The 24,032-nt window shown below is 72.6% G+C and carries 15 protein-coding genes; 8 read left to right on the top strand and 7 right to left on the bottom strand.

Going from position 1 to position 24,032, the window contains the following annotated elements; all coding sequences use genetic code 11:
- Nucleotides 1-12: 12 nt before the first annotated feature.
- A complete protein-coding gene (locus WME79_RS49005) occupies nt 13-2,424 on the bottom strand; it encodes a methyltransferase domain-containing protein (protein WP_437529961.1) in 2,412 nt (803 codons plus the stop codon).
- The gene (gene asd, locus WME79_RS49010) at nt 2,421-3,146 is read right to left on the bottom strand and encodes an archaetidylserine decarboxylase (protein ID WP_437540096.1); all 726 of its coding nucleotides are present in this window, start codon (nt 3,144-3,146) and stop codon (nt 2,421-2,423) included. Before asd ends, WME79_RS49005 begins: the two co-directional genes overlap by 4 nt.
- A gap of 546 nt (nt 3,147-3,692) precedes the next feature.
- Here asd and WME79_RS49015 point away from each other — a divergent pair.
- Together WME79_RS49015 and WME79_RS49020 are read left to right on the top strand one after the other, a co-directional pair.
- Nucleotides 3,693-4,535 carry an MBL fold metallo-hydrolase gene (locus tag WME79_RS49015; RefSeq protein WP_437529964.1) on the top strand — a complete coding sequence of 281 codons (843 nt, stop codon included), beginning with the start codon at nt 3,693-3,695 and terminating at the stop codon, nt 4,533-4,535.
- 32 nt (nt 4,536-4,567) lie between these two features.
- Nucleotides 4,568-6,073 (top strand): sigma 54-interacting transcriptional regulator, encoded by a 1,506-nt coding sequence (locus WME79_RS49020; protein WP_437529967.1) that lies wholly within the window; start codon nt 4,568-4,570, stop codon nt 6,071-6,073.
- Between the two features lie 36 nt (nt 6,074-6,109).
- Here WME79_RS49020 and WME79_RS49025 read toward each other — a convergent pair whose 3' ends face one another.
- The 4 genes from WME79_RS49025 to WME79_RS49040 all read right to left on the bottom strand — a co-directional run bounded on the left by WME79_RS49025 (nt 6,110) and on the right by WME79_RS49040 (nt 12,641).
- On the bottom strand, nt 6,110-6,715 hold the full coding sequence (locus WME79_RS49025; protein ID WP_437529969.1) for a hypothetical protein: 606 nt from the start codon (nt 6,713-6,715) through the stop codon (nt 6,110-6,112).
- Between the two features lie 143 nt (nt 6,716-6,858).
- Nucleotides 6,859-8,424 carry a hypothetical protein gene (locus tag WME79_RS49030; protein WP_437529971.1) on the bottom strand — a complete coding sequence of 522 codons (1,566 nt, stop codon included), beginning with the start codon at nt 8,422-8,424 and terminating at the stop codon, nt 6,859-6,861.
- Nucleotides 8,421-11,276 carry a DUF4175 family protein gene (locus tag WME79_RS49035; RefSeq protein WP_437529974.1) on the bottom strand — a complete coding sequence of 952 codons (2,856 nt, stop codon included), beginning with the start codon at nt 11,274-11,276 and terminating at the stop codon, nt 8,421-8,423. Before WME79_RS49035 ends, WME79_RS49030 begins: the two co-directional genes overlap by 4 nt.
- A 78-nt stretch (nt 11,277-11,354) precedes the next feature.
- Entirely contained in the window at nt 11,355-12,641 is a 1,287-nt protein-coding gene (locus WME79_RS49040; protein WP_437529976.1) for a GNAT family N-acetyltransferase, read from the bottom strand.
- A 170-nt stretch (nt 12,642-12,811) separates the two neighbouring features.
- Between WME79_RS49040 and WME79_RS49045 the strand changes: the two genes are divergently transcribed.
- From WME79_RS49045 to WME79_RS49055, 3 genes are all read left to right on the top strand, one after another.
- Nucleotides 12,812-14,806 carry a DsbA family protein gene (locus tag WME79_RS49045; protein ID WP_437529979.1) on the top strand — a complete coding sequence of 665 codons (1,995 nt, stop codon included), beginning with the start codon at nt 12,812-12,814 and terminating at the stop codon, nt 14,804-14,806.
- Nucleotides 14,807-14,967: 161 nt separating this feature from the next.
- Nucleotides 14,968-16,173 carry a hypothetical protein gene (locus tag WME79_RS49050; RefSeq protein ID WP_437529981.1) on the top strand — a complete coding sequence of 402 codons (1,206 nt, stop codon included), beginning with the start codon at nt 14,968-14,970 and terminating at the stop codon, nt 16,171-16,173.
- Between the two features lie 172 nt (nt 16,174-16,345).
- Nucleotides 16,346-17,677 (top strand): phosphoribosyltransferase family protein, encoded by a 1,332-nt coding sequence (locus WME79_RS49055; protein WP_437529983.1) that lies wholly within the window; start codon nt 16,346-16,348, stop codon nt 17,675-17,677.
- Nucleotides 17,678-17,730: 53 nt separating this feature from the next.
- Here the strand turns inward: WME79_RS49055 and WME79_RS49060 are convergent, their stop codons facing one another.
- Nucleotides 17,731-19,140: a hypothetical protein gene (locus tag WME79_RS49060; protein WP_437529985.1), complete on the bottom strand. Its 1,410-nt coding sequence runs from the start codon at nt 19,138-19,140 to the stop codon at nt 17,731-17,733.
- 360 nt (nt 19,141-19,500) lie between these two features.
- Between WME79_RS49060 and WME79_RS49065 the strand changes: the two genes are divergently transcribed.
- The 3 genes from WME79_RS49065 to WME79_RS49075 all read left to right on the top strand — a co-directional run bounded on the left by WME79_RS49065 (nt 19,501) and on the right by WME79_RS49075 (nt 23,845).
- The gene (locus tag WME79_RS49065; protein ID WP_012241655.1) at nt 19,501-20,043 is read left to right on the top strand and encodes an inorganic diphosphatase; all 543 of its coding nucleotides are present in this window, start codon (nt 19,501-19,503) and stop codon (nt 20,041-20,043) included.
- A 673-nt stretch (nt 20,044-20,716) separates the two neighbouring features.
- On the top strand, nt 20,717-22,462 hold the full coding sequence (locus WME79_RS49070; RefSeq protein ID WP_437529987.1) for a DUF1592 domain-containing protein: 1,746 nt from the start codon (nt 20,717-20,719) through the stop codon (nt 22,460-22,462).
- Between the two features lie 51 nt (nt 22,463-22,513).
- Nucleotides 22,514-23,845 (top strand): DUF1552 domain-containing protein, encoded by a 1,332-nt coding sequence (locus WME79_RS49075; protein WP_437529989.1) that lies wholly within the window; start codon nt 22,514-22,516, stop codon nt 23,843-23,845.
- Nucleotides 23,846-24,032 lie beyond the last annotated feature (187 nt).

Below are 24,032 nucleotides of genomic sequence, written 5' to 3' on the forward strand. Positions count from 1 at the left end.
AGCCCTAGCGCCTCAGCTCCGCTCGGCAAGGACGATGAGCCGCGGCGACTCGGAGCCGAAGAAGACGCCGGGGTGCGCAGGGTGTCCGGTCACCTCGGTGACCTTGAAGCCCGCTTCGTGGAGCACCTTGCCGAGCTCGTGCAGCCCGTAGAGGCGGAGCGAGTAGTCGAGCTCGCGCGAGCGGCCGTCCTCGAACATGACGGTGCGCTTCACCTTGAGCCTGCTCGTGAAGAAATCCACGTGCATTTCATCCATGCAGACGCAGCCGTCTCCCTCGAACCAGACAAGGCTCGGCTGGCGGGACGCCACGTAGTCGCGGTTCACGATGTCGAGCAGGAGCATTCCGCCGGGGCGGAGGGCGCGGCGGATGCGGGCGAGGACATCCACGTTCTTCTCGTCGTCGAAGTAGCCGAAGCTCGTCGACCAGCAATAGACGCCGTCGAAGGTCTCCTCGAACGTCATCTCGCGCATGTCGCCCTGGAGGAAGTTCAGCTTCTGGCCGCGGTCCTGCGCTTCGTCGGCGGCGCGGGCGAGCATGGCGAGCGACAGGTCGTAGCCGACCACGCTGTAGCCGCGGCTGGCGATCTCGATCGCGTGGCCGCCTGCGCCGCACGCGAGATCGAGGATCACCGCGCCCTTCTCGACGCCGAGCCGCTCCTCGATGAAATCGACCTCGCGGCGGACCACCTTGCTGTCGATCTTGTCGAGCGTGCGCAGGAAGTCGTCGCCGAAGAGCTCCTCCCACCACGGACGCTTCCGGCGCGCGGCGGGCTCGGTCGAGGGGCCGGAATCGTGCTCGACCTGCTTCGCCGCGGGCGCTGCGGTGGAAGCGGCAGGCCGCGAGGACGCGGACGGCTCTCCGTGCGACGGAGGCGCCGACACGGGCGGTGCCGACGCGGGCGGCGCCGACACGGGCGGCGGGGGCACCGAGTTCGTGAACGTCGCGAGATCCGGCGATGCCAGTGCCTGCGCGCGCGGGCGCCGCGGCGGCAAGGGAGGCGGCGGTGGCTTCTTGGGTTGCGCGGAGTGCGGATCGGCCTGCGCGGCCGAGCTTGCGTTGGCCAGCTCGGCGTCGCGCTCGGGCTCGACCTCCTCGAGCTCGACCTCGGTGCTCTTCGGCGGCACGGTGATGCGCGTCGCGTCGCCCTGCGCCTGCTGGCCTTCGCCTCCCCCGGGAGAAGCGCCCGATAGCTCGGCCTTCGCCTCGTCAACGGGCTCGGACTCGGGCTCGACCTCCGCGACCTCGTCCGCGCCCGCGCCCAGCGGCCAGTCCAAGGGGTGCGCGTCGATCTCCGGCGCCGAGGCCTGCCTCCTGGGTCGCCTTCGAGGTGCCGGCTGGGGGGTGTCGAAGGCGGCGTCGCGCGCCGTCGGCGGGCCCTCGGAGAGCCCTTCCTGGAAGGACTCGAGGCCCATCCCGGTCGGGACGTCGTCCGGCCGGATCCTGAACTGGAGCGGCGGCCATTCGTGCTCCGCCGGATCGGTCAAGAGCGGCGGTCTTGCGGGCTCGGCGGCCGGGGTGATCGGCGGCACCGGCGGCAGGTCCGACTCGATGCTGACAATCTGGAGCGGCCGGATCACCGCGACCGAATCGGGATCGATGATGAGCCCACTCGGCGCCGGCATCGGCGGCATGCTCGAGGATTTCGGTGACGGGCGCGGGACCGCACGGGGTGCGACCAGCTCGGCCAGGTTCGTCGCCGCAGCCGTCGCCGCAGCCGGCTTGCTGGCGGGCCTGGATCCATCGAGCGCGGGCTCGCTGGGACGCCTGGGCGCCTCGAGCGTCGGGTAGCTGGGCCGCCTCTCGGAGGCGCTCGGCCACCCGTCGTCGTCCGCCTCGTCGAGCGCGCGCGAGCGCTGCGTCCCGGCATCCTCGGGCACGGTGGCGCGGTCCTGCGTGGCGACCTGATCGTCGACCTGCTGCGCCGCGTCTCCAGACACGTTCACGAGCCGCCGCGAGCGCCGCCGCCCGGTCTTCGCGCCCTCGCCGCGCTCCACTTCCGCGGCCCGCTCCACCTCCGTCGCCAGCGACTGCCACGACCGCCTGGAGCTGGGGCTCGTCGGCAGGGGAGCGCCGTGCCGAGAGCGCTCCGTGGGCGGTCCGGCGATCCGAGGGTCGAGATCGAGATCCGGGATCTCCGCGATCTGCCCGCCGGAGCTCCCGTCTGCGATGCCCGTGATGACATCGAGGCGCGGCAGCGGCAGCGGCGTCGCCGTCGCCGTCGCGAGCTGTGGCTGTGGGCGCGCGCTGGGCGCGCGCTCGGGCCGTGGAGCGGACGCTCGCGCGGGGAGCGAGCCGTGCTCTCCCTGCGGCGCCGGTGCGGCTGCGTTCCCTGCCTCGCCCGGCAGCGGCACGCCGGGCTCTCCGGAGGCGCCGTCTTCCTGGGCGGGCGTAGCCAGGGGGTTGCGCGGCCGCTCGCTCGTCATCGCTGGCCCCCTCCGTCCAGCGGCTCGCCGTAGAGGATCGGCCCAGGAGCCCTGCTCCAGGGGGGCGCCACCCCGCGCTCCACGAACATGACCGCGGTGGATCCGAGGTGGAACTTGCCGATCTCCTCGCCGGCCGCGACCGGAAGGGCCGGCGAGATGGTGTGCAGGCCGAGCGGCACGTCGCGCGCGTCGATGGCGCTCACCGTGATCCGTCCGACGATCATCGCGCCCACCATCACCACCGTAACGCGCCCCTGGCGCTCCGTGTCGATCACGATCGCGACGCGCCGGTTGCGCGCGAAGAGGCCCGGGACGTGGCGCTCGCCGATCGCGTTCACCGGGAACAGCTCCCCCGGCATCGAGCGGATGAGGCTCACCCGCCCGGCGACGGGTGAATGGACCCGGTGGTAGTCGCGGGGCGACAGGTAGACGATCGCGAACTGCCCGCCGTCATAGCGCGTGGCTTCTGCGGGGTCGCCCACGAGGTCTTCCACGCGGTAGGGCTGCCCTTTGATGGTCAGGCGCCCGCCGTCGGTCACGGGGCCGAGCGCTTCGACCCGTCCATCGGCAGGGCTGGTGATGGCTCCGGGATCGGAGCAGACAGGGCGCATCCCCTCGCGGAGCTTGCGCGTGAAGAACGCGTCGAAGCTCTCGTAAGGGCTCGTCAGCACCTCGGCCGCGTCCATGTCGACGCGGTACGCGCGCGCGTAGAGCTTCACCACCGTGTTCAAGACGGCGGCGGGTGCTCTGGCGTCGCAGAGGCGGCCAACGGCCCGGGTAATGCGCTCTCGCGGAAGCACCCGCAACAGCTGTGCGGCGGCGTAGGTGGCAACGGTCATTGTGCGGAGCAGCGGTAACGATGCGGGAAAGAGAGCGGTGCAGGAATGCTAGGCCTCAGGAAGGACCTTGGTCAACGCTCGGGTCAGACGAACCTTCCAGCGTCGGCGCGGTCCCCATCCAGCGAGGGAGCTCAGCCTTGACGCGACGCACAGCGCGATCCGAGGCGCGACGCCAGGCCCGTCCCCCGCGCCCCACGTTTCTCCACGTCGCCGCGAGCGCGTCAATCGCGAAGCGCCGCTCCGCGCAAATGGAGGCGCGAGGGCCCGCCGGCCGTCGCCTCGACGCGCTCCATTCTGAAGCGGTGATCCGGACCGCGCGCTGCAACTTCGATCGATCTCCGCGGGCACAGCAGAAAAGCGGAGCGGTTTCAAGGGCCTGCGTCCTGGCACGCCGCTCGCTGAAGAGGGCCGAGGAGGCTCGCAACAACGATGGAGATCAAGTTCTGGGGAGTTCGCGGGAGCATCGCTTCGCCTGGGCCGGAGACGGCTGCGGTGGGCGGAAACACAAGCTGCGTGGAGGTTCGCTGCGGATCGTCGCGGATCATCCTCGATGCAGGGACGGGCGTACGCAAGCTCGGAGATGCCCTGCTCCGGGAGGGGCCGGTCGAGGCGACGGTGCTGCTGTCGCACCTGCACTGGGACCACATCCAGGGCCTGCCGTTCTTCGTGCCGGCGTACCTGCCGGGCTCCAAGCTGTCGATCGTGGGCAGCGCGCACGGGGTCGGGAGCCTCCGCGAGGTGCTCTCGACGCAGATGGCCGCGCCGAGCTTCCCCGTCCGCATGGACGAGCTCTGCGCGCAGATCGCCGTGCGGGAGGCGCGGCCGGGCGAGGCGTTCGATGTGGGCGAGGTCCACGTGCGGATCGCCAAGCTCAACCACCCGGGCGGCGTCCTCGCCTACCGCGTCGAGCACGAGGGCCGCAGCGTCGTCTACGCGACCGACACCGAGCACTACGCCTGCGTCGATCCGGCGCTGCGCGCGCTCGCGGACGGCGCCGACGTGCTCATCTATGACGCGCAGTACACCCCGGAGGAGTACCGCGGCGACGGCGGGCGCTCGAAGGTCGGCTGGGGGCACTCGACGTACGTCGCGGGCGCGGAGATCGCGCGGGCGTGCGGCGCGCGGAAGCTCGTCCTGTTCCATCACGACCCGCAGCGGACGGACGCCGGCGTCGCGGAGATCGAGCGCCTCTCCCGCGAGCTCTTCCCTGCCTCGGTCGCCGCGCGCGAGGGGCTCTGCATCCACGTCGAGGCCCTCGCGCGGGCCGCGTGATGACGCGGATGACGACAAGCGCGGCGCCATCTATGCTGGACACTGCTCCGCTATCCATGTCGCGCCTCTCGCTGCTCGTCGATCTCGCCTCCCTCCTCGCCCGGGAGGTCGACTTCGACGCCCTCCTCGGCACGGCGTGCGAGCGGCTCGCGAAGGCGCTCCGCGCCGACCGCGCGACGATCTGGCTCGTCGACGCAGAGCGCGGCGATCTCGTGACGCGCGTCGCCCTGCTGCCCGAGCTCCCCTCGCTCAGGCAGCCGCTCGAGCGCGGCATCGCCGGGCACGTGGCCACGACCGGAGAGGTCGTGCGCGTCGACGACGCCTCGCGCGACCCGCGCTTCGATCCGTCGGCGGACCGGGCGACGGGCTACACGACGCGCTCGATGCTCGTCGCGCCCATCCGCGAGGACGGCGCCGCGCCGGTCCGCGGCGTCGTCCAGCTGCTGAACCGCGCCGGCGCGCCCTTTGACGAGGAGGATCAGCGCTACCTCGTCGCGCTCGCGACGCAGCTCGCCCGCGCCCTCTCGCTGACGACGCTCCGCGCTGCCGAGGGCGGCGGCCCGGGGGTCGTGCTGCAGGGGCCGTTCAACCGGATCGTCGGCCGGAGCGAGCGGCTGGCCGCCGTGTACGAGAAGGTCCAGCTCGCGGCCCAGACCGACGCGACCGTGCTGCTCCGCGGGGAGACAGGGACCGGCAAGAGCCTGTTCGCCCGGGCGATCCACGTCAACTCGCGGCGCCAGACGAAGCCGTTCGTCACCGTCGACTGCACGACGCTGCCGGCGCAGCTCGTCGAGAGCGAGCTCTTCGGCCACGAGCGGGGGGCGTTCACCGGCGCGGATCGGCGCGTGCCAGGCAAGGTCGAGCTCGCCGAGGGCGGCACGCTGTTCCTCGACGAGCTCGGGGACCTGCCGCTCGACATCCAGGGCAAGCTCCTTCGCTTCCTGCAGGACCGCTCCTTCGAGCGCGTCGGCGGTCGCCAGTCGCTCCGCGCCGACGTGCGCGTCGTGTGCGCGACGCACTGCGACCTCGAGCGCGCGGTCGCCGAGGGGCGCTTCCGGAAGGACCTCTACTACCGCGCGCGCGTCGTCGAGATCGATCTGCCGGCCCTGCGCGAGCGCGGCCCCGAGGACGTCGAGACGCTGGCCCGGCACTTCGCGGACGTCTACGCGACGAGGTACGGCAGGCCGTCGCCGCGCTTCGATCCGGACGCGCTCCGCCACATCCGCGCGCATACGTGGCCAGGCAACGTGCGCGAGCTCGAGCACTGGGTCGAGAGCGCCATCGCCCTCGCGCCGGACGGCCGCATCTCCGCAGGGCACCTCCCGACGCGCCGGGGCGAAGGCGCCCCGCCGCACGCCGCCGCGGCGCCCGAGGGCGACGCGCGGGTCGCGCTGCCGCTCGGGCTCACCCTCGACGAGGTGACGCGGCGCTACGTCGAGGCGATGGTCCGGGCGTGCGAGGGGAACAAGACGGAAGCGGCGAAGCGGCTCGGCGTCGGCAGGAACACGCTGGCGCGCGCGCTCCGCGCGAAGCACTGAGGCCGCGCGGGCCGCGGGGCGCAGGCGCGACCTTCCTCACCCCGGATCCACGGGGAACGTCAGGCCGATCCCGGCGATCGCCGCGACGGCCGATGACTTCCACCTCGCGGCCGGGCCGGCCGCGAGCAGAGGGCGCGCCAGGACGATGTGCAGCTCGAGGAAGCTGCGCAGCTGGAGGTACCGCGCGATGCGCCACTCGGCGCCGCCGCGCGCGCCGGAGGTGAGCAGCCAGAGGACGTCGCCTCCCGCCTGGGTGATGTCCTCTCGGATGGGCGCGTGGACAGCGCCGAGCTGGACGACGTTGCACAGGAAGACGTCGTCCCGGTGCCTGCAGAGCGACATGGCCCCCAGCCCGGCGCTGATGCGCCGCGGCCCGGCGCTCGGCAGATCGCTCGGAGCGCTGCCCAGCGCGACGAGCGCCCGCGCCTCGAGCGACACGGACAGGTCGGACCAGCGGAGAGCGAAAGCGGGCGAGAGGCCGATGCCTGCCGTGGGTGTCAGGCCAAATGCCAGCACGGAGGACGCGCTGAACTCGCTGTGCACGCGCGGCTGCGGCGCGCGCTGCGTGCCGTGGGCGTAGGCGGGGGCCGGCAGGGCGAGGCCCAGCGCGATCATCAAGGGGATGCGACCAGGGTTCGGCATCCCGCGCACCGTAGGAGCGCGCTACGGCGCGACGGAATCCGGAGCGGGCGCGCTCACGCACAAACCGCCGCTCGCGCGCCATTGCGTTGAGCGGCGCGATTTCCTCGTCTCGCGGTCTTTTTTTGGAGCGCTGATGCGACGGGCTAGCGCGCCCTGCGGCGCGCGGCCTCGCAGAGGGCTGCACGGAGGGGATCGCCCGGTAGATCGGGCGGCAGCTTCTCCTCGCAGGCCACGTCGGGGTTCAGCGGATCGAGCGCCGTGCCCGCCGAGAAGGCGCGGTCCCCGTCGGGGCCTCCGTGGAGCAGCCCGTGCAGCGACCACCACCGGCCGTAGCGGCTGTTCACGTCCTCCACCCGCTCGACGAGCGGCGAGGCGCTCGCGCGCTCGCCCGACGCCAGCAGGGCAGCGGCGAGGAAGCAGCGCACCGCCGGCTCGTGCGGCGCGAGCGCCTGCGCGCGCGCGTGCTGGACCGCGGCGGCGGCGTGGTGGCCGCGGTCGTGGAGCAGCTGGCCGAGCCGCACCCGCTTGCTCACCTCCTGCCGGTGCGGCATGTCCGCGCCGGGCGCGAGGTCGGGCGGCACGTCGGCCGGCACGCTGGCGAGGTAGGCGCGCCAGCGCTTGTCCCAGGCCGCGAGGTCCGCGCCGGAGATCTCGGCGATCGCCCGCTCGAGGTCCGCGTCGCTGCTCGCGTCCTTGATCCGGAGCAAGAGCTGCGGCAGCGCTGTGTCGCCCGCCTCCCTCGTCCAGTAACGGATGAAGCTCGCGACCTCGGCGAAAACGACCGCCGCCTCCTCCGCGCTCGGGAGCATCGCGATCGAGGGGCCGATCTTGTCGAGCGGGCGCCCGAGGCCCTTCTGGATGCCCAGGAAGGCGATCGCGTCCGCGGACGGTACGTCGTCCAGCGGGTCGGGCTCGCGCCAGCGGACCTCCTCGCGCTTGGCCACGCCCTCCTGCAGCCACAGCGGGGCGTTGTCGCGCGTCCCGCGCGACAGGGCGAGGTGCGTTATCTCGTGCGCGAGCGTGTCCAGCCAGGGATAGCCGTTCGGCGTGGCGCGCGGCGAGAGCATCGTCACCCGCCCCCACTTGGCGATGGCGACCGTGCCCGTCGTCCGCGCCGCGTCCTCGGGCAGCCCCGTCATCGCGGAGAGCGTGAACTGATCGCGGACAAGATCGATCCGCAGCGGCCGGAGGAGCTCGACGCCGAGGTCCTTCGCGAGCACGTCGCGCGTCCTCGCCGCGACGTCGACGAGGAACGGCACGAGCGCGCGATCGTCGTCGTCCTGGAGCCGCACCCAGACGCCGCGCTCCTCGTCGTTCACGACGACCGTCGCCGCGGTGGCCCGGGCGCAGCCGCGCGCGATGTCCCCGAGCGCCGCGCCCTCGGCCGTCGCCGCGAGATCGGGGCGCGCGAGGATCGCGGAGGCGGCGTCGCAGTCGCCCTCGTAGATGGCGAGGCGGCCGCGCTCGAGCGCGAGCGCGAGGTCCGCCGGATCTGCGTCCTTCAGGGCGTCTCGCGCCGCGGCGACGTCGATCTCCAGGATCGCGGCCCGCGCCCGCGCCGCGCGATCGAGATCGCCGACCGTGAGGCGGCCGGACGCGGTCGCCGACGCCGTCGCGAGCCCGGCGAGGATCGCCGCCCGGAGGCCGCGCTTCGCGATCGCCGTCGCCCCGCGCCGAGCCGTGGCCGCCCTACCGCCGGTGCGTGTCATTTCAGGAGCCCTTCCGCGTAACGCTTGACCGCCTCTCGCAGCCGCGGCTCCGAGGTTCCCCCGAGCCCCTCGAGCACGCGACGGCGGAACTCCTCGGGGCCCTTGTGCTTGTCCTTGTCCGGGATGTCGGCCTTCCTCGCCATGTTCCGCTCCCCTTCCGACTCGGCGTCGCCCTCCTGACCCTGGTCCTCGCTGCTCGACATCTCGAGCAGCCGCTGCGCGTCGCGCTGGCGCTCGTTGCCGCCCTCGCCGTCCCCCTCGGCGAGGGCGCGCTGGGCGTCGCGCATCGCCTGCTCGGCCTCGTCGAGGCGATCGAGCATCTCCTCCGGCATGCGGCCGTCGCCGCGCTCGCCCCGCTTGCGGAGATCGCGCGCTCGGTCAGCGAGCGATCCCTCGCGCTGGCTCGACTTCCCGAGGCCGTCCCGCGCCCGCTCTGCCGCCGCCTGCCGCAGCTTGCGCAGCGCCTCCTCGGCCCAGGCCAGCTCCTCGGCGAGCGCCTGCTGCGCCTCGCCGGCCTCACGAGCGGCGCGCTCCTCGGGGAAGAAGCCGCCGGCCTGCGCGCCGAGCCGCTTCGCGTCGCCCAGGGAGCGCATCGCGCCCCGGCCGCTCGTCACCGCTTCCTCGGGGCGGCCCTGCTCCAGCGCGCCGGCCATCGCCTCGGCCTGCTCCCTGCCAGCCGCCGCGGCGGACTCGGCCGAGCCCGGCGCCGCGCCCGGCTGCGGCAGGTCCCGCACGGCATCGCGGATCGCCTCGGCGTGCTTCTTCGCCTCCTCCCGGAGCGCCGCGATGTCCTCGGGCCGCGACGCGCGCGAGAGCTCCTCGGCGACCGCGTTCGTCTCGGCGGCGTGATCGCGCGCGAGCTCCTCGAGATCCCGCTCGCTCTGGGCGACGCTCTCGTCGGCGTTCGACGCGTCCCCGGGGTCAGGCCCGCGCGGCGCGCCCGACTCCACCCCGCCGCGGCCGCCGCCGCCGAACGAAGGCTCCGGCCGCCTGAGCCGCGCCGCGAGGTCGCGCGCCGAAAGCTCGGTGTGCAGCCAGTCGCTGACGCCGCGGGCGCGCGCGATCCTGCGCAGGTCGTTCGCGACGATCTCGCCGAGATCGAGGCCGAGCTCGCCGAGCTTGCCGAGCTCGACCCCCCCGCCGCCCAGCACCGTGACGGCCGCCTCCAGGCGGACCTCACCGCCCTCGCGGTCGCCGCTGCCCAGGAGCTCGGCCGCCGCCGCCGCCTCGTCCGCGACATCGGCGAGCCGCTGCGCGACGGCCCGGGCGTCGCGGTGGCTGAGGCCGCGCAGGCCGGCGTCGAACGCGAGCAGCGCGCCCTCGGTCTCGTCGAGCAGCTCCTGGTGCGCCGCGCGGGTCGTCGACTTCCGCTCGGCGGCGAGCGCCGCGTCGAGCCGGGCCAGCTGACCTCGGGCGAGCGACGCGATGCGCCCCCGCACCCGCAGCCCGCCATGATCCGCGGACAGCGCCGCTTCGACCGCCGCCTTGGCCGTCGCCTGCACCTCGGCCTCGTGCGCCGCGTGCGCCGCGGCGCCGCCCGCCTCCGGCGTCCTCTGGCCGATGCGGTCGGCGAGCAGATCCGTGAGGGCGTCGCGCGCCTTCACCAGCGCGGCGTAGCGCCGCGCCTCAGGCTCGCCCACCTGCGGCGGGACGACCAGGATCGCCTCGCTCCTGCCCCACTTCGGGCCCTCGATCGGATCGTTGTCCCGCGCCTCGATCCGCACCTCGACGGGCACGTACGTCCTGCGGAAGAAGGGATCGCGCGCCCGGAGCTCGTAGCCTCCTCGGTCGACCTTCGCGTCCGCCGCGGGCCGCGAGAGCACCCGCCGCTCCTCCTTCGCTCCGGCGCGCAGGACGAGATCGACCTCGCGCAGGCCGTGATCGTCGGTGATCTCGTAGCGGAGCGGGATGCTGGGCTCGTCGAGGAGCTTCACCGTGCGCGGCGCGCCCTCGAGCGTGACGCGCGGCGCGTCGTCCGGGATCGACACGACGCGCTGCGTGTCGGCCTGCCGGACGCGCACCCGCCCGAAGCGCGCAGCCGCCTGGAGGGTCGTCGATTCGCCGAGCGTCCAGCGGGCGACCACGCTGCCCTTGCCGTCGTCGACGAACGGCACCTCGGCGCCGCCGTCCGTCAGCACGAGCGCGCGCCCCGCGCGGACGGGGCGGCCGCGCACCGTGATCACCGTCCCTCGGGGCTGCATCGTCGGCGCGAAGGGCAGGAGCTCCTCCGCGCCCTGGTGCAGGTACTCGGGCGGCGCCGCCGTCATCTCGACCTCCTCGATCCACGGCAGATCGAGGGGAGCCTCGCCGCCGCGGGCGGCGAGGACGTCCAGCCCCTCGACGACGCGCGACGGCTCGATCGCCGCCGCCGCGAGCGCCGCCGCGCCGAGGGCGAGGCCCGCGCTCGCCCACCGCGTCGCCGCCTGCCGCGCGCGCGCGATGACGCGCGCCTGCGGGGCGCGGCCGAGCAGCCGCCGGAGGTGCAGGCCGGCGAGCTCCGGCGAGCCGACGCGATCGTCGGCCGCGGCGCGATCCGCGAGCGTGAGCGCCCGCAGGGTGGCGGCGCCGAGCGCCTCGTCCGTGCGGCCGATGATCTCGCGCACCGTGCGCCGTGCGTCGCCGCGCCGCCGCCGCACGAGGACGGCACGCGCCGCGATCGCCGCGAGCAGCAGCGCGAGCCCGGCGCCGGCGAGCCCGCGGGCGAGGGGGGACCCCACGCGCGCCACGTGGGCCGCGCCGAACAGCCCTGCGCAAGCCGCCGCGGTGAGCGCGCGCCGCGCGGAGGGGCCCACCTCCGCATCCCAGACGGAGCGCAGCCGCGCGATGGACAGGGCCGGCGCCTCGTTATCCATGGAGAGGCAAGGGTAACCGGCGGCGGGAGGTGGTCCAGCGGATCGGTGGGATCCCCCGGGAGGCGGGAGCCCGGGCGATCAGACGTCGAGCTCGCCGTCGGTCATGAACCAGCTCTCCGCGTCGAGCAGCACGCGCCGCAGCTCGTCGGGGAAGGCGGGATCGAGGTGTACGATGAGCCACCGCGAGCCGACGTTCGGCGGGTGGGGGCGGGAGAAGAACCCGAGCGCCCGCAGGCGGGCGCTGAACGAAGGGGGCGTCACGAGGAGCATGCCCACGGAGACGTGCCCCTCTCGCCGCATCGCCTGGCAGAACTCGAGCAGCAGGGCGTCGAACGTGGGGCCGTTGTCCTCGCAGAACAGGTCGCTGATCTCGACCTTGTTGTTCCGCACCGAGTAGACGGCGTAGCCGAGCAGCCGCCCGTCGTGCCTGTCGAGCATGCAGAAGAAGCGGTATCGGACGTTGCCGAGCTGCGCATACCGCCAGTTCAGGAACTGGGCGCTCCGCTCGCCGACGATCGGCCAGGGCTTCGCCCGCGACCACAGCGCGTCGAAGCGGTGATCGGCGGCGTCCACGAGCTCGGTGCGCACGCGGCTCCCCTTCGCGAGCAGCGCGGCGGTGTCCCGGAGCGCCATGGAGGCGTCGATGGCGCTCCCGGCGGCCCGGACCAGGAGGTTGTCCGGCTTCACCGTCGCCCGCTGGACGGCGCGCTCCGCCGCGGTCGACAGCGCCTGCGCGAGCGGAGCGGGCGGGGCGCCCGGCTCCGCCGCCTCCCACAGCGCGCGCCAGCGAGGGTGGGGGACCGCCGACGCGGCCCGCTCGGCGACCCGCTGCACCACCGCGCTCACCGTGTTCCGCTGCTCGCCGGCCGACGCGGCCGCGAGCTCGTTCAGCTTGTACGCGGCCATGAGGGGCCGGACCCAGATGATGGAATCAGCGATCTTCTTGTAGCCGGCGCGCTGGAAGATCGGGAATGACGCCTTGTTGGGGAAGCCGAACAGGAAATCGACCCCGGCGTCGCGGCAGCCCCTCGCGAGCTCTCGCTGGATGCTCATGGCGGCCCCCGCGATGCGGTGCGCCTTGGTCACGCCGAAGTCGCCGAGGACGCCGGCCTTGAGCTTCCGCCCGTCGACATACAGGTCGCGCGGGTAGAACGAGCCGCTCCCGATGATCTCCCGCTCCGGTCCATGAAAGCCCATCCAGGTCCGCGGGGGGCCGGCGGGGTTCTGCTGCTGGAACCAGCGCATCCGCTGCTCCACGAACTCCTGCGATACCTCGCCGTGAGCGAGGTTCTCTCTCCAGAGCTGCGCGAGGACGTCCCTGTGCTCTTCGGGCTGGATGCGGGCGGCGCTGTAGACCTTCTCCATGGCTTTCCGGTGCGCTCTCCTGGCGCGGCAGAGCGGCGCGCCGCGCCCGTCATGGCCGAAGGCGGCGAGGGCGTCAATCGCGCCTGGCGACGCGGCGAGGCGTTCCGCGCTGGGCACAGCGACGCCCGCGCGGCGAAGGCGTCATCGCGGAACCGGAGTACACTCGCGCGATGTCTCGCCGCGCCATCGCCGCCGTCGCCTGGCTCTTGTTGCTGTTCGCCCTGGCTTGCAGCTCCGCGCTGCCGCCGCCCCCTCCAGGCGCCTCGCAGGCGAAGAGCAGCGGCGCCCCTGCGCGGCAGCCGGGCCCAGCCGCTGATCCGGGAGCGACGCTCGATGAGGAGGTGATGGTTGCGGACGGCGACCCCGGTCCGGTGCCGGTGACCCGCGCGGATCCGGCGCGCGGCGGCCGGCTCGCGCCCGTGACGATCGTCGTGTTCTCCGATTTCGAGTGCCCCTTCTGCAAGCACCTGGGCCGCACGCTGAGGCAGCTGGAGCAGCGGTACGGCGCGGAGCGGCTGCGGGTCGTGTGGAAGAACTTCCCGCTCGCCTTCCACAAGCAGGCTCGGCCGACGGCCGAGGCCGCGATGGCGGTGTTCGCGCACGCCGGTCCCAAGGCCTTCTGGGCGTTTCACGACGCCATCTTCACGGCCGACGAGCGGCTCTCGCCGGAGGTCGAGGCCGCCGCGCTCCGGGGGGCCGGGGTGACCCCCGGCCAGATCCAGCAGCTCGTCCAGCAGAGCGGGGCGGCGAAGAAGGTCGACGCGGACATGGCGCTCGCCGGGCGGCTCGGCGTGAACGGCACGCCCGCGTCGTTCATCAACGGCGTCCTCCTCGTCGGCGCGCAGCCGGCGGAGCGGTTCGCCGAGATCATCGACGCGCAGCTCGCCGCGGCGCAGGCGCTCCGCGCCGAGGGGACGCCGCCGGAGAAGATCTACGCGGAGCTCGCGAAGAAGAACTTCGCCCCTCCTGCCGAGGAGCCCGACGACGCCGAAGAGGAAGGCGACGGCGGCGTGGTGCACCTCGTGCCCGTCGGGGACTCGCCCGTGCGCGGCGCGGAGACGGCGCTCGTCACGATGGTGCTGTTCAGCGACTATCAGTGTCCGTTCTGCAGGCGGGTCACGCCGACGGTCGAGAAGCTCAGGGCGCAGTACGGCGACAAGCTGCGCGTCGTCTGGAAGGACCACCCGCTCCCGTTCCACCCCCGGGCCGAGCCCGCCGCAGAGCTGGCGCGCGAGGCCCGCGCCCAGAAGGGAAACGACGCCTTCTGGCAGGCCAACGATCGCCTCCTCGCCGGCGAGGCCGGCCTCGACGACGCCGCCCTCGAGGCCGTCGCCGCGGACCTCCGGCTGAACGTCAACGCGGTGAAGCGCGCCGTCGCCTCGCACAAGCACGCCGCCAAGATCGAGGCCGACGTGGATCTCGCCGACGATCTCGGCGCCCAGGGGACGCCGCACTTCTTCATCAACGGCCGCAGCCTCGTCGGCGCGCAGCCGATCGAGAAGTTCCAGGCGATCATCGACGAGGAGATCGCCAAGGCGGAGGCGATGGTCGTGGCCGGGACGCCGCGCGCGAAGGTCTACGAGGCCATCCAGAAGCAGGCGGTCCCGCCGGCGCCGCCGCCGAAGGTGTCCGTGCCGCCGGCGCCCAAGGGCCACCCCAGCAAGGGCGCGGCCGCGGGCAAGGTGGTCATCCAGGTGTTCTCCGACTTCCAGTGCCCTTTTTGCGCGCGCGCCGCCGCCACGATGGACGAGCTCATCAAGGCGTTCCCGGGCAAGGTCCGTGTCGTCTACCGCCACCTGCCGCTCCCCTTCCACCCGGAGGCGCAGCTGGCCGCCGAAGCGGCCATGGAAGCGCTCGCGCAGAAAGGGCCGGCCGGCTTCTGGAAGATGCACGACCTGCTCTTCAAGGCCAACGACGCCTCGAACCTCGACCGCGCGGCCCTGGAGCAGCACGCCGCGAGCCTCGGGCTCGACGCGGCGCGCTTCGCCAAGGCGCTCGACGAGCACACCCATCGCGCCGCCGTCGAGGCCGACGCGCAGGCCGCGCGGAGCGCCGGCATCACCGGGACTCCCGGGTTCGTGATCAACGGTTACCTGGTCAGCGGAGCCCAGCCGCTCGCGAAATTCAAGAAGGTAGTTCGGCGCGCCCTCAGCGAAGCGAACTGAACACGACCTGAACACGCGCGACACGCGCTTCCCGGCGGCGCGCGCTCCGGCTCCGGGCTCCCGGCCCTGCGCTCCGAGTGAGCTGGCGTTCCACGCGCCATGCGCGTTTCTCGGGGCGCCTCCATCGATATTGCGCTTCGAGCTCGTGATAGCCTGTCGCAATGCCCAAACCGCGCGGTCGAGGGACATCGGCCGAACCCAGGCGCACCGTCAAGGCATCGAGCGGATCCGCGCGCGCGCGGCGTCATGGCAAGGCGGGCGAGCGCGCGGGCGCGAAGGCGGGCCCGCCGGCCGCGCTGCGCGACAGGCAGGATCGGGCGCCTGCAAGCTCGCGCGCCAGGCCCAGGAAGGCGAAGGCCGCGACCTCGCTCGTGGAGGCCGAGGTCGCGAAGCGACCGGCGGCGCCGGGGAAGCGCGCCGCGGCCGAGCGACCGGCGACGCCGAGGACGCGCCCCCCGAGAGCGCGCGCTGGCGAGCAGGCCAGCGCCGCGCCGCCGAAGCGGCGACCCCGGAACGCGAAGGCGAAGAGCGGAGCGGACGACGCGGAGTTCGCGCCGCCCCGGCCGCCTGAGCTCGACTGGGACGACACGCCGTCGGATAGCGCCGAGGAGGCCCTCGCCCAGCGCTGGGCGGCGCGGGGTGAGGAGCTCTTCCAGCAGCTCGAAGGCCACGGCGCCGCGCTCCACGAGTACCGCGCCGATCTCAAGGAGGGGCGCTTCGTCTGGATCGCGCCGAGCGGGCGCGTGTCCGCCGAGGCGAGCGCGCGCCTCCTGTGCAGCTGGTCGTGCGCGACCTCGGTCCTGGTCATGGCGTGGGCCGACCCGCTCGCCAGCGGCGCGGGGATCGGGCGCATCGACGGGATGTCCGCGGAGCAGGACGGCATCGACGAGCAAGGCGCCTGGCAGATCGCGATGAGGGCGGCCGACGCCTGCAACGCCGCCTACCTCTATCGCGTGTCCTCGCCGCAGGCCTGGTACTTCCTTGCGCTCGACGGGCTGACGTTCTCACCGAAGCGCACCTCGTTCCATCCGGGCGCGCCGGTCGGCCTCGTGCTGCGCGCCATCGGCGAGGTGCGCGAGGCGATCGCGTCCCGCGCCGAGCCCGCCGACGTCGTCCGCGACAGGATCTCGGCGCTCAGCGACTCGCTGTTCCACCAGGCCAGATATGCCTATCGCGACACCGACTGGGTCGCGCGCCTCGATCGGACCGGCTCGTGCCTTTCGCACCTCGCGAAGCGCATCCCGCGCGCGGGCTTCAGCGCGATCGCCGCGGGCCAGCGCATCGACGAGTGGCTCGATCGCGAGCTCGCGGTCGAGCTGATCAACGCGCTCTCGCTCATCGAGGACGAGTGGAGCCTGTTCGGTTGATGGGGCGCTGACGGGCGCGGTCGAGCTCACGGCGCGCTCGGGTCCGTATCGCGGTCGACGCCGCCCCTCATCGCGTCGCATCGCGTCGCGCGCGGCCGAGCCCTCGCTGCGCGCGCCCCCCGCGGCACCGCTCTTGAAGGGGTCGCAGGAGCGGACGTGAGGGGAGGGGGCGATGGGGCGAGCGAAGCTGTTCGAGGATCGCAGGGACGCCGGGCGCAGGCTCGCGCAGCTGCTCACGGGGTACAGGAGCGAGGCGCCGCTCGTGCTCGCCCTGCCGCGCGGCGGCGTCGAAGTGGGCTACGAGGTGGCGCGCGCGCTGGGCGCGCCGCTCGATGTGTGGATCGTGCGCAAGCTCGGCGCACCCGGGCAGCCGGAGCTCGGCGTGGGCGCGATCGCCGAGGGGGGCGAGGTGTACATCGATCGGGGCCTCGTCGCGATGCTGGGGATCTCCGAGGCGGAGCTCGCCGAGATCGCGGAGCAGCAGGCCGCCGAGGTGGAGCGCGGGGTGCGCCGGTACCGGGGCGACAGGCCGATGCCCCGCGTCGAGGGGCGGACGGTGATCGTCGTGGACGACGGCATCGCGACGGGCGGCACCGTGCGGGCCGCGCTGCGCGACCTGCGCAAGCGCTCGCCGAGGCGGCTCGTGCTCGCCGCGCCGGTCGCCGCGCCGTCGAGCCTGTCGTCGCTCAGCCGCGAGGTCGACGGCATCGCTTGCATCGAGGAGGACCCGGGCCTCCAGGCGATCGGCGCCTACTACGAGGACTTCTCGCAGACGTCGGACGACGCCGTCGCCACGCTGCTCGCCGAGGCGCAGCGCGAGGTCCCGAGGGCGGAAGGGGCGGAGCGGCCCCTCTTCGTCGAGGCAGGGACGGCGGCGCTGCCCGGGGACCTCGCGATCCCGGAGAGGGCGGGCGGCCTCGTGATCTTCGCGCACGGCAGCGGCAGCAGCCGCAGGAGCCCTCGCAACCGCTCGGTCGCGGAGGCGCTCTGGCGGTGGGGGCTGGCCACGCTGCTCTTCGACCTGCTCACCGACGAGGAGGAGGCGGAAGATCGCCGGAGCGCCCGCCTCCGCTTCGACGTCGATCTGCTCGCGCGGCGGCTGATCGGGGCGACGGACTGGGCGCTCGCGCGCCCCGAGCTCCGTCACCTCGCGGTCGGCTACTTCGGCGCGAGCACCGGCGCGGCGGCCGCGCTCATCGCCGCGGCGGCGCGGCCGCGCGTCGTGGGCGCCGTCGTGTCGCGCGGCGGCAGGCCCGACCTCGCGGGCGCGGCCCTGCCCATGGTGCGCGCGCCGACGCTGCTCATCGTGGGCAGCGCGGACACCGAGGTGCTGGCGCTGAACCAGGCCGCCCTCGACGGCCTCGCGGGCCCGCGCCGCCTCGCCGTCGTGCCTTCCGCGACGCACCTGTTCGAGGAGCCGGGCGCGCTCGCGGCGGTGGCCCGGCTCGCCGGCGAGTGGTTCGCGCAGCACCTGATCGCGCGAGGAGACGAGGCGAGGGTGTGACGCGCCGCGCGGCGGCCCGCGCAGGCTGGCGCTCCCGCCGGCCGGCGCGTCGCCTACCTGGAGAGCCAGACGGTGTACGCGTGCGGCATGAACGGCGCGTCGTCGGGATCGAACGGGAGGCTCCGGATCATGCTCCCCGCGTTGACGCCCACGATGAGCAGCCCCGAGAGCCCGTCGAGCCCCACCACGGTGCGCTGCGCGCGGCTGCTGCCGAAGACGCCGGCCACGTCGACGCGGCCGGCCTCGGCGCCCTGCTTGTCGAGCTTCACGATCGCCCAGCGGAACAGCGCGGGCAGCTCCCAGTCGGCCACGAAGGTGATCTCGGCCGTCTTGAGGTCCGGCCGGGCGGCCGCGCTCTCCGCCGAGAGATCGAGCCATAGATACGTCGCGCCGGTCGGCTCGATCGGGCGGAGGGGCGCGACCCGCCGCGGGAGTGTGGCGTAGGGCAGCGACCACTCGAAGCGAACCCGGCCGAGATCGCCGAAGCGCTCGGCGTCGGAGAGGTGCGCGCCGTCGCTGCGGCTGCCCAGGAACGCTCGAGCGATGGCGAACTCGAGGAGCAGGTCGTCGAGGTCCTCGCCGCGGGATCGCAGGGACGCCCGGAGCGCATCGAAGGTGTCGGGCTCGGCGTGGAAGCGCGCCGCGCCCGCGGGCGTGGACTGCGCCGCGATGGCGAGCAGCGACGTCGCGATCTGCGCCGGCGTCCCGGTGCCGTACGCGTCGTCGAGGTACCAGGGAAAGAGCAGGCCGCCGTCGAGCGCGCCGAGCGCTGCGCCGGTGAGCGCTCGCTCGGGCGCCCGCTGGAAGGCGTCGACCGCGGCGAGCTCCTCGGCCGCGCAGGGCGCCGCGATGGCGGCGAGGTAGCTCGCCGTCATGGCGATCGCGCCCTCCTCCGCCCCTGCGTCGAGGCGCATGGCGACGGCGACTCCGAGCGCGTAGGCCGCGTCGGACGCGCTCGAGCACCCGCCGCGCCCCGGCGCTGCGATGATGGCGAACGCGCTCGCGGCGTCGAACCGCTCCCCGAGCGCCCGCAGGTCGTACCCCACGCGCATCGGGCCGCGGCGCGGGCCGCGCTCCAGGTAGAGATCGTACGACGGGCCGCCGCCCCGCGCGCCATCGGGGAGCGGGCGCGGCAGACCGAGCGCGTCATAGGCCCGCATCGCGGCCTCCAGGTGGGTGAGGCTCTCGAGGAGGGCGGCGCCGGGGAGGTCCGCGGGCGCGTGCACGCAGACGGGCAGCGTGAAGGAGCAAGCGCGTTGTGGGACATCGCGCTCGTCCGGGCGCTGCACCGGTGAGACGACGGGTCGGCCCTCGGCCGGCGGGGCTGTTGAGGCGCTGTCGTCGGGGGGCGCCCCGGCCTGCGCGCTCGCGGCGGGTGAGGGCGGCTTGGGCGAAGGCGCGTCCGGCGCGCGCGCTGCTGCCGCGGGGGGGCCGCCGAGGGCCGCGCTCAGGGCGAGGACCACCAGCGCCCAGGGCGCCTTGCGTCGCAGCGCTGGCGCTCGCGTTGGTCGCGCGGCTGGGACGTGTGTGGGGAACGGTCTCATGGGGAGCGCAACGGGTCTCTGGAGGTCCGCCGGCGAGTCTGCCTCGGCGGCTTCGCGCTAGCTCATCGCACGAGCGACCGCCCTTGCCCATGCTCGCCAACGTGGGTCCTGCGCCCCCGCCGGCCCGCGCCTGGAGGGCCCCGGCGGCGGCGTGGCTCATCTCGCTCCAGAGCGGGAATGCAGGGGTGTCTGGACGCCGATCTCACCGAATGGAACTCCTGGTATCCTGTGCGCCCCTCGCCCGCCTCCCGGGCGGGGGCGAAAGCCCAGGACGACTCAATGACCCATCCGCTTCACGACATCTTGCTCCCTGACAGCCGACACGACTTCTTCCCCGTGGTGATCGAGATCCCGAAAGGATCGAAGTGCAAGTATGAGCTCGACAAGAAGACCGGGCTCTTGATGCTCGACCGCGTGCTCTACTCGTCAGTTCACTACCCGGCGAATTACGGCTTCATCCCTCAGACGCACGCGGGTGACGGCGACCCGCTCGACGTCCTCGTCCTCATGCAGGAGCCGGTCGTGCCGCTCACGATCGTGAGGGCGCGCGCCATCGGCGGCTTCTTCATGCGCGACGACAAGGGCGTCGACGACAAGATCATCGCGGTTGCCGTCGACGACCCCTCGGTGGCCCATTACCTGACCCACGAGGAGCTGCCGCCGCACGTGACCAAGGAGCTCATGCGGTTCTTCATCGACTACAAGACGCTCGAGAACAAGCTCGCAGAGGTAGATACGATGTACGACAGGAACCGCGCCCTGGAGGTCATCGAGGAGTCCGTCGCTAGCTATCGCTCGATCAGCGCCTGGTCCAAGGGCTGACGCGGCTGGCCCTGGGGGTCTGGTTGCAGCGGCGCACGGATGGATCGCGGAAGCGGTGGATCGCGCTTCCTGGACCCCTCGGCGTCCACCCCTCGCAACCTTCGAAAAAATCCAGAAACCGGGCATAGCGGCGCCAGGTAACCTCGCGAGAACACTCGGCACGAGGGTTGCTTTACCGCCTGCTGTGGATCGCTTCTCGACGCTCACGGACGACGAAGGCCTTGCCCAGCGGCTCGCCCAGAGCCCTGAGGTCGAAACGCGCCAGGCGATCCAGCGGCTCCGGTTCGACCTCGGATCCGGTGGGAGGTCGGGCTCTCTGGCGTGGCGGGTGACACCGTGAATCGGCTCAACGCGGAGCGTCGAACTCGACTTCGCTCCGGGGAGAGCCGCTCAGGGCCCACCATGACGCATTGCAGGCGAGCGGCAGGGCAAAGACGCTGAAAAAAGACGCTGACAACGATTCGAACGCGGACGACATAAACAACGCAAACAACACGAATGACGCGGACGATTCGGTGACAGGCCATTGAAGCGCGCGGGTATGCGCATGGATTATCGAGGCGACACCGCTTGATCGGGGCTTGACAACATGAGAGACATCAGCTTTTCTCAAGCAATGATGAGCACGCTTAATAGCTTAGTTTCGGCGAAAGCGTGTCGCCGCTACTCCGCAGTGGCGCTTCTCCTCGCCGGCCCGCTCGGTTGCTTGGGCAACCTCGGCAATACCGACGGGACGCCCTCCGAGACCGGTAGCAGCGACAACGGCAGCGGCGCCGGCAACGGCAGCAGCAGCAGCAGCAGCAGCGGCGAGGGGGCCGGCCCGCCGATCGGCGATCCGCCGGACATGCCCACGGAGATTCCGGACGTGTCGGCCTGCGAGGCCGCGGACAAGAGCACCCCGGGCCCGCGCGTCGTGCGTCGCCTGACGGTGGATCAATTCGAGGCCACTGTCCGCGATCTCTTCAAGGACCAGAGCGTCGCCCTCCCGAGCATCTTCAACGATCCGCAGGTGCTCGGGTTCACCGCCGACGCGAACGCGCTGGTGATTCGCGACCTGACGGCCCAGCAGATCATGGATTGGGCCGAGACGACCGCCGACTGGGCGGTGACGAACAAGCTCTCCAGCATCACCACGACGACGTGCAGGACCCTGGATGCGAGCTGCCGGACCGAGTTCATCCGCGACTTCGGCCGCCGCGCGTTCCGCGACAAGCTCACGGACGAGCGCGTCGCGTCCTACGACGCGCTGTTCGGGGCGGAGAAGTCGTTCGAGGACGGCGCCAAGGTGGTCGTGGGCGCCATGCTCCAGTCGCCGTACTTCCTCTACCGCCACGAGATCGGGACCGAGGCGAACGGCACGGGCGTCTACGAGCTCACCCCGCACGAGATCGCGAGCAACCTCTCGTACTTGCTGACCGGGACCATGCCGGACGACGCGCTGCTGCAGGTCGCTGACGCGGCCGCCGCCCAGGGCGCCAACCTGACCAGCGAGCAGATCGCCGAGCAGGCGCTGCGCCTGCTGGAGGGCTCGGCGACCAGGCCGCTCGCCGAGAAGGAGATGATGCGCTTCATGCGCGGCTGGCTCCAGCTGAACCGCCTCGTCACCGCGGTGAAGGACAACACGCTCTTCGATCTCACGGACGCCCTTCGCAAGGACATGATGGCCGAGACGCAGGCGCTCGTCGTGGACACCGCGTTCAACCAGAACGGCACGTTCGCCAGCCTCCTGCAGGCGGACTACACGTTCATCAACGCCAGCCTGGGTTCGCACTACGGCATCAACGGCGCCGGGGGCACCGAGCTGACGAAGGTGACGCTCCCGCCAGGGCAGCGCGACGGGGGCATCCTGGCCCACGGCAGCTTCCTGACGGGGCATGGCGGCGCGAAGCTGTCCTCGCCGACCCAGCGCGGCAAGATGGTCCGCACGCGCCTCCTCTGCCAGCCGCTCGATCCCCCGCCGCCCGGCGTGGATCCGAACGTCAAGCCCCTCGAGACCCCGGCGACCACGCGCGAGATGGTCGAGCAGCACACGAAGGCCGAATATTGCGCGGGCTGCCACAAGTACACCGACAAGATCGGCGTCGGCTTCGAGCACTACGACACGTTCGGTCGGTGGCGGAACGATGAGAACGGGATCGCCGTCGACGTGACCGGCACGGTCGTCGAGCCGCCCACCGGCGAAGACGTCAATTTCAGCGGCGTCACCGAGCTGGCCGACTACCTCGCGGCGAGCGAGGACGTCAAGGCGTGCATGGTCCGTTACTGGTCGTACTACGCGTTCGGCGGCACCTGGGAGCAGGACGGCTGCACGTACGAGAAGGTCCAGGAGGACGCCGCGACGGACGAGTTCCGTCTCAAGGGCGTGTGGCTCGCGCTGACGCGCGCGCCGCACTTCACCCGCAGAGTTCAAGGTCCGTGACCCCACGGCTGCAACCCAAGAACAGATCGGTAGCGAGTGAAAGGATCGGTCATGCGCAGCCACAGTCGTAGGAAGTTTCTCAAGGGTGTCGGGGCCAGCCTGGGGGCCAGCCTTCTGTTCTCTCCCTTCTATGATTCCATCGCCAACGCGGCTCCCGGGAAGAAGCCGAAGCGGCTCCTGATCTTCTTCACCATGGGGACGGCCCCCTCGATCTGGAAGCCCAAGAGCGTCTCCGGCGAGACCCCCACGTTCAGCGAGTCCACCTCGCCGCTCGAGGAGGTGAAGGAGCACATCGTGATGCTGGACGGCCTCCCCAGCGGGAGCCCCAGCAACAACCACGGGTCCGCCGACGGCCTCACCGGGATGGGCTATTACAGCAACGGCCCCTACGGGCTGATCTCGGTCGACCAGTACATCGTCGAGAAGCTGAAGGGCACCGGGCTGAAGACGCCGATCCCCTCGCTCCTGCTCGGCGCCGCCGTCGAGGGTGGCAAGACGGGGTTCTACAAGGGGACCAACCTGGTGCCCATCGCCTCCCCGACGTCCGCCTACTCGACCGTGTTCACGGGTTTCACGCCGTCCAACAACAACCCCGGCAGCAACGACAACAGCGCCGCCGAGGCCCTGCTGAAGCGGCGCAAGAGCGTCCTCGACAACCTCACGAAAGAGCTCACCGGGCTCAAGGGAAATCTGGGGAAGGAGCAGCAGTACAAGCTGGATCTGCACCTCGAGTCGATCCGCCAGCTCGAGGAGCGGCTCTCGAGCACGATGACCCCGGGAGGAGGGGGAGGAGGAGGGACTGGCGCCTGCACCGTCCCGGGAACGCCCACCGGCGACATGACCAATGGCTTGAAGGCCAACCAGCTTCACCTGGATATCATCGTCGGCGCGTTCGCGTGCGATATCACCCGTATCGCCGCGATCCAGTGGGGCTCGGATCAGATGATGAACGCGAACCTGAGCGAGATCGGCCTCACCGGTGAGGAGCATAACGGTATGATCCACACCGGCGCCCCTGCGCACCTCGACCTGATCAAGCTCGAGAAGTGGCTGCACCAGCAGTTCGTGGGCGTCATCAAGAAGCTGAAGGCGACGCCCGAGGCCGACGGCTCCGGGACGCTCCTCGACAACACGCTTGTCGCCTGGTGCCGCGACATGGGCGACGCGCCGAACCACACCCAGAACGAGATGAAGTTCGTCCTGGCCAGCGGCAACGGCGGCTACCTGAAGACGGCCCCTGGCGGCCGGTTCATCAAGAGCGGCGAGCGGCACGAGCGCGTGCTGCTCAGCCTGTGCGATGCGATGGGCGTCACGGACTTCTCTGGCTTCGGGGATCCGGCGCTGGGCAGCAAGACGCCGCTCCCGGGCATCGCCGCGACCTGACGCCGAGGGCGCGAGGCCGCTCGCCGCGACAGGTGCGCCCCCACGCACCTGTCGCGGCGAGCTGCGGGGACGCGCGCATTCCCGGTCGGTGACCGCGGTCCGCGAGCGCATTGACGAGAACTGGATCCTGTCGAGGAAAGCGGCGCGGTTGTCAGGCGTGAGCCTGCCGAGAACGGGCCATGCCGAC

The organism is Sorangium sp. So ce726, assembly GCF_051521405.1.
Classification (GTDB): domain Bacteria; phylum Myxococcota_A; class Polyangia; order Polyangiales; family Polyangiaceae; genus Sorangium.

Excerpts from the sequence above, each read along its gene's own strand:
- WME79_RS49035 (WP_437529974.1), bottom strand. The coding sequence starts at position 11,276 with ATGGATAACGAGGCGCCGGCCCTGTCCATCGCGCGGCTGCGCTCCGTC.
- WME79_RS49015 (WP_437529964.1), top strand. The coding sequence starts at position 3,693 with ATGGAGATCAAGTTCTGGGGAGTTCGCGGGAGCATCGCTTCGCCTGGG.
- WME79_RS49045 (WP_437529979.1), top strand. The coding sequence starts at position 12,812 with ATGTCTCGCCGCGCCATCGCCGCCGTCGCCTGGCTCTTGTTGCTGTTC.
- WME79_RS49065 (WP_012241655.1), top strand. The coding sequence starts at position 19,501 with ATGACCCATCCGCTTCACGACATCTTGCTCCCTGACAGCCGACACGAC.
- WME79_RS49050 (WP_437529981.1), top strand. The coding sequence starts at position 14,968 with ATGCCCAAACCGCGCGGTCGAGGGACATCGGCCGAACCCAGGCGCACC.
- WME79_RS49030 (WP_437529971.1), bottom strand. The coding sequence starts at position 8,424 with ATGACACGCACCGGCGGTAGGGCGGCCACGGCTCGGCGCGGGGCGACG.
- WME79_RS49025 (WP_437529969.1), bottom strand. The coding sequence starts at position 6,715 with ATGCCGAACCCTGGTCGCATCCCCTTGATGATCGCGCTGGGCCTCGCC.
- WME79_RS49005 (WP_437529961.1), bottom strand. The coding sequence starts at position 2,424 with ATGACGAGCGAGCGGCCGCGCAACCCCCTGGCTACGCCCGCCCAGGAA.
- WME79_RS49020 (WP_437529967.1), top strand. The coding sequence starts at position 4,568 with ATGCTGGACACTGCTCCGCTATCCATGTCGCGCCTCTCGCTGCTCGTC.
- WME79_RS49075 (WP_437529989.1), top strand. The coding sequence starts at position 22,514 with ATGCGCAGCCACAGTCGTAGGAAGTTTCTCAAGGGTGTCGGGGCCAGC.
- WME79_RS49040 (WP_437529976.1), bottom strand. The coding sequence starts at position 12,641 with ATGGAGAAGGTCTACAGCGCCGCCCGCATCCAGCCCGAAGAGCACAGG.
- WME79_RS49055 (WP_437529983.1), top strand. The coding sequence starts at position 16,346 with ATGGGGCGAGCGAAGCTGTTCGAGGATCGCAGGGACGCCGGGCGCAGG.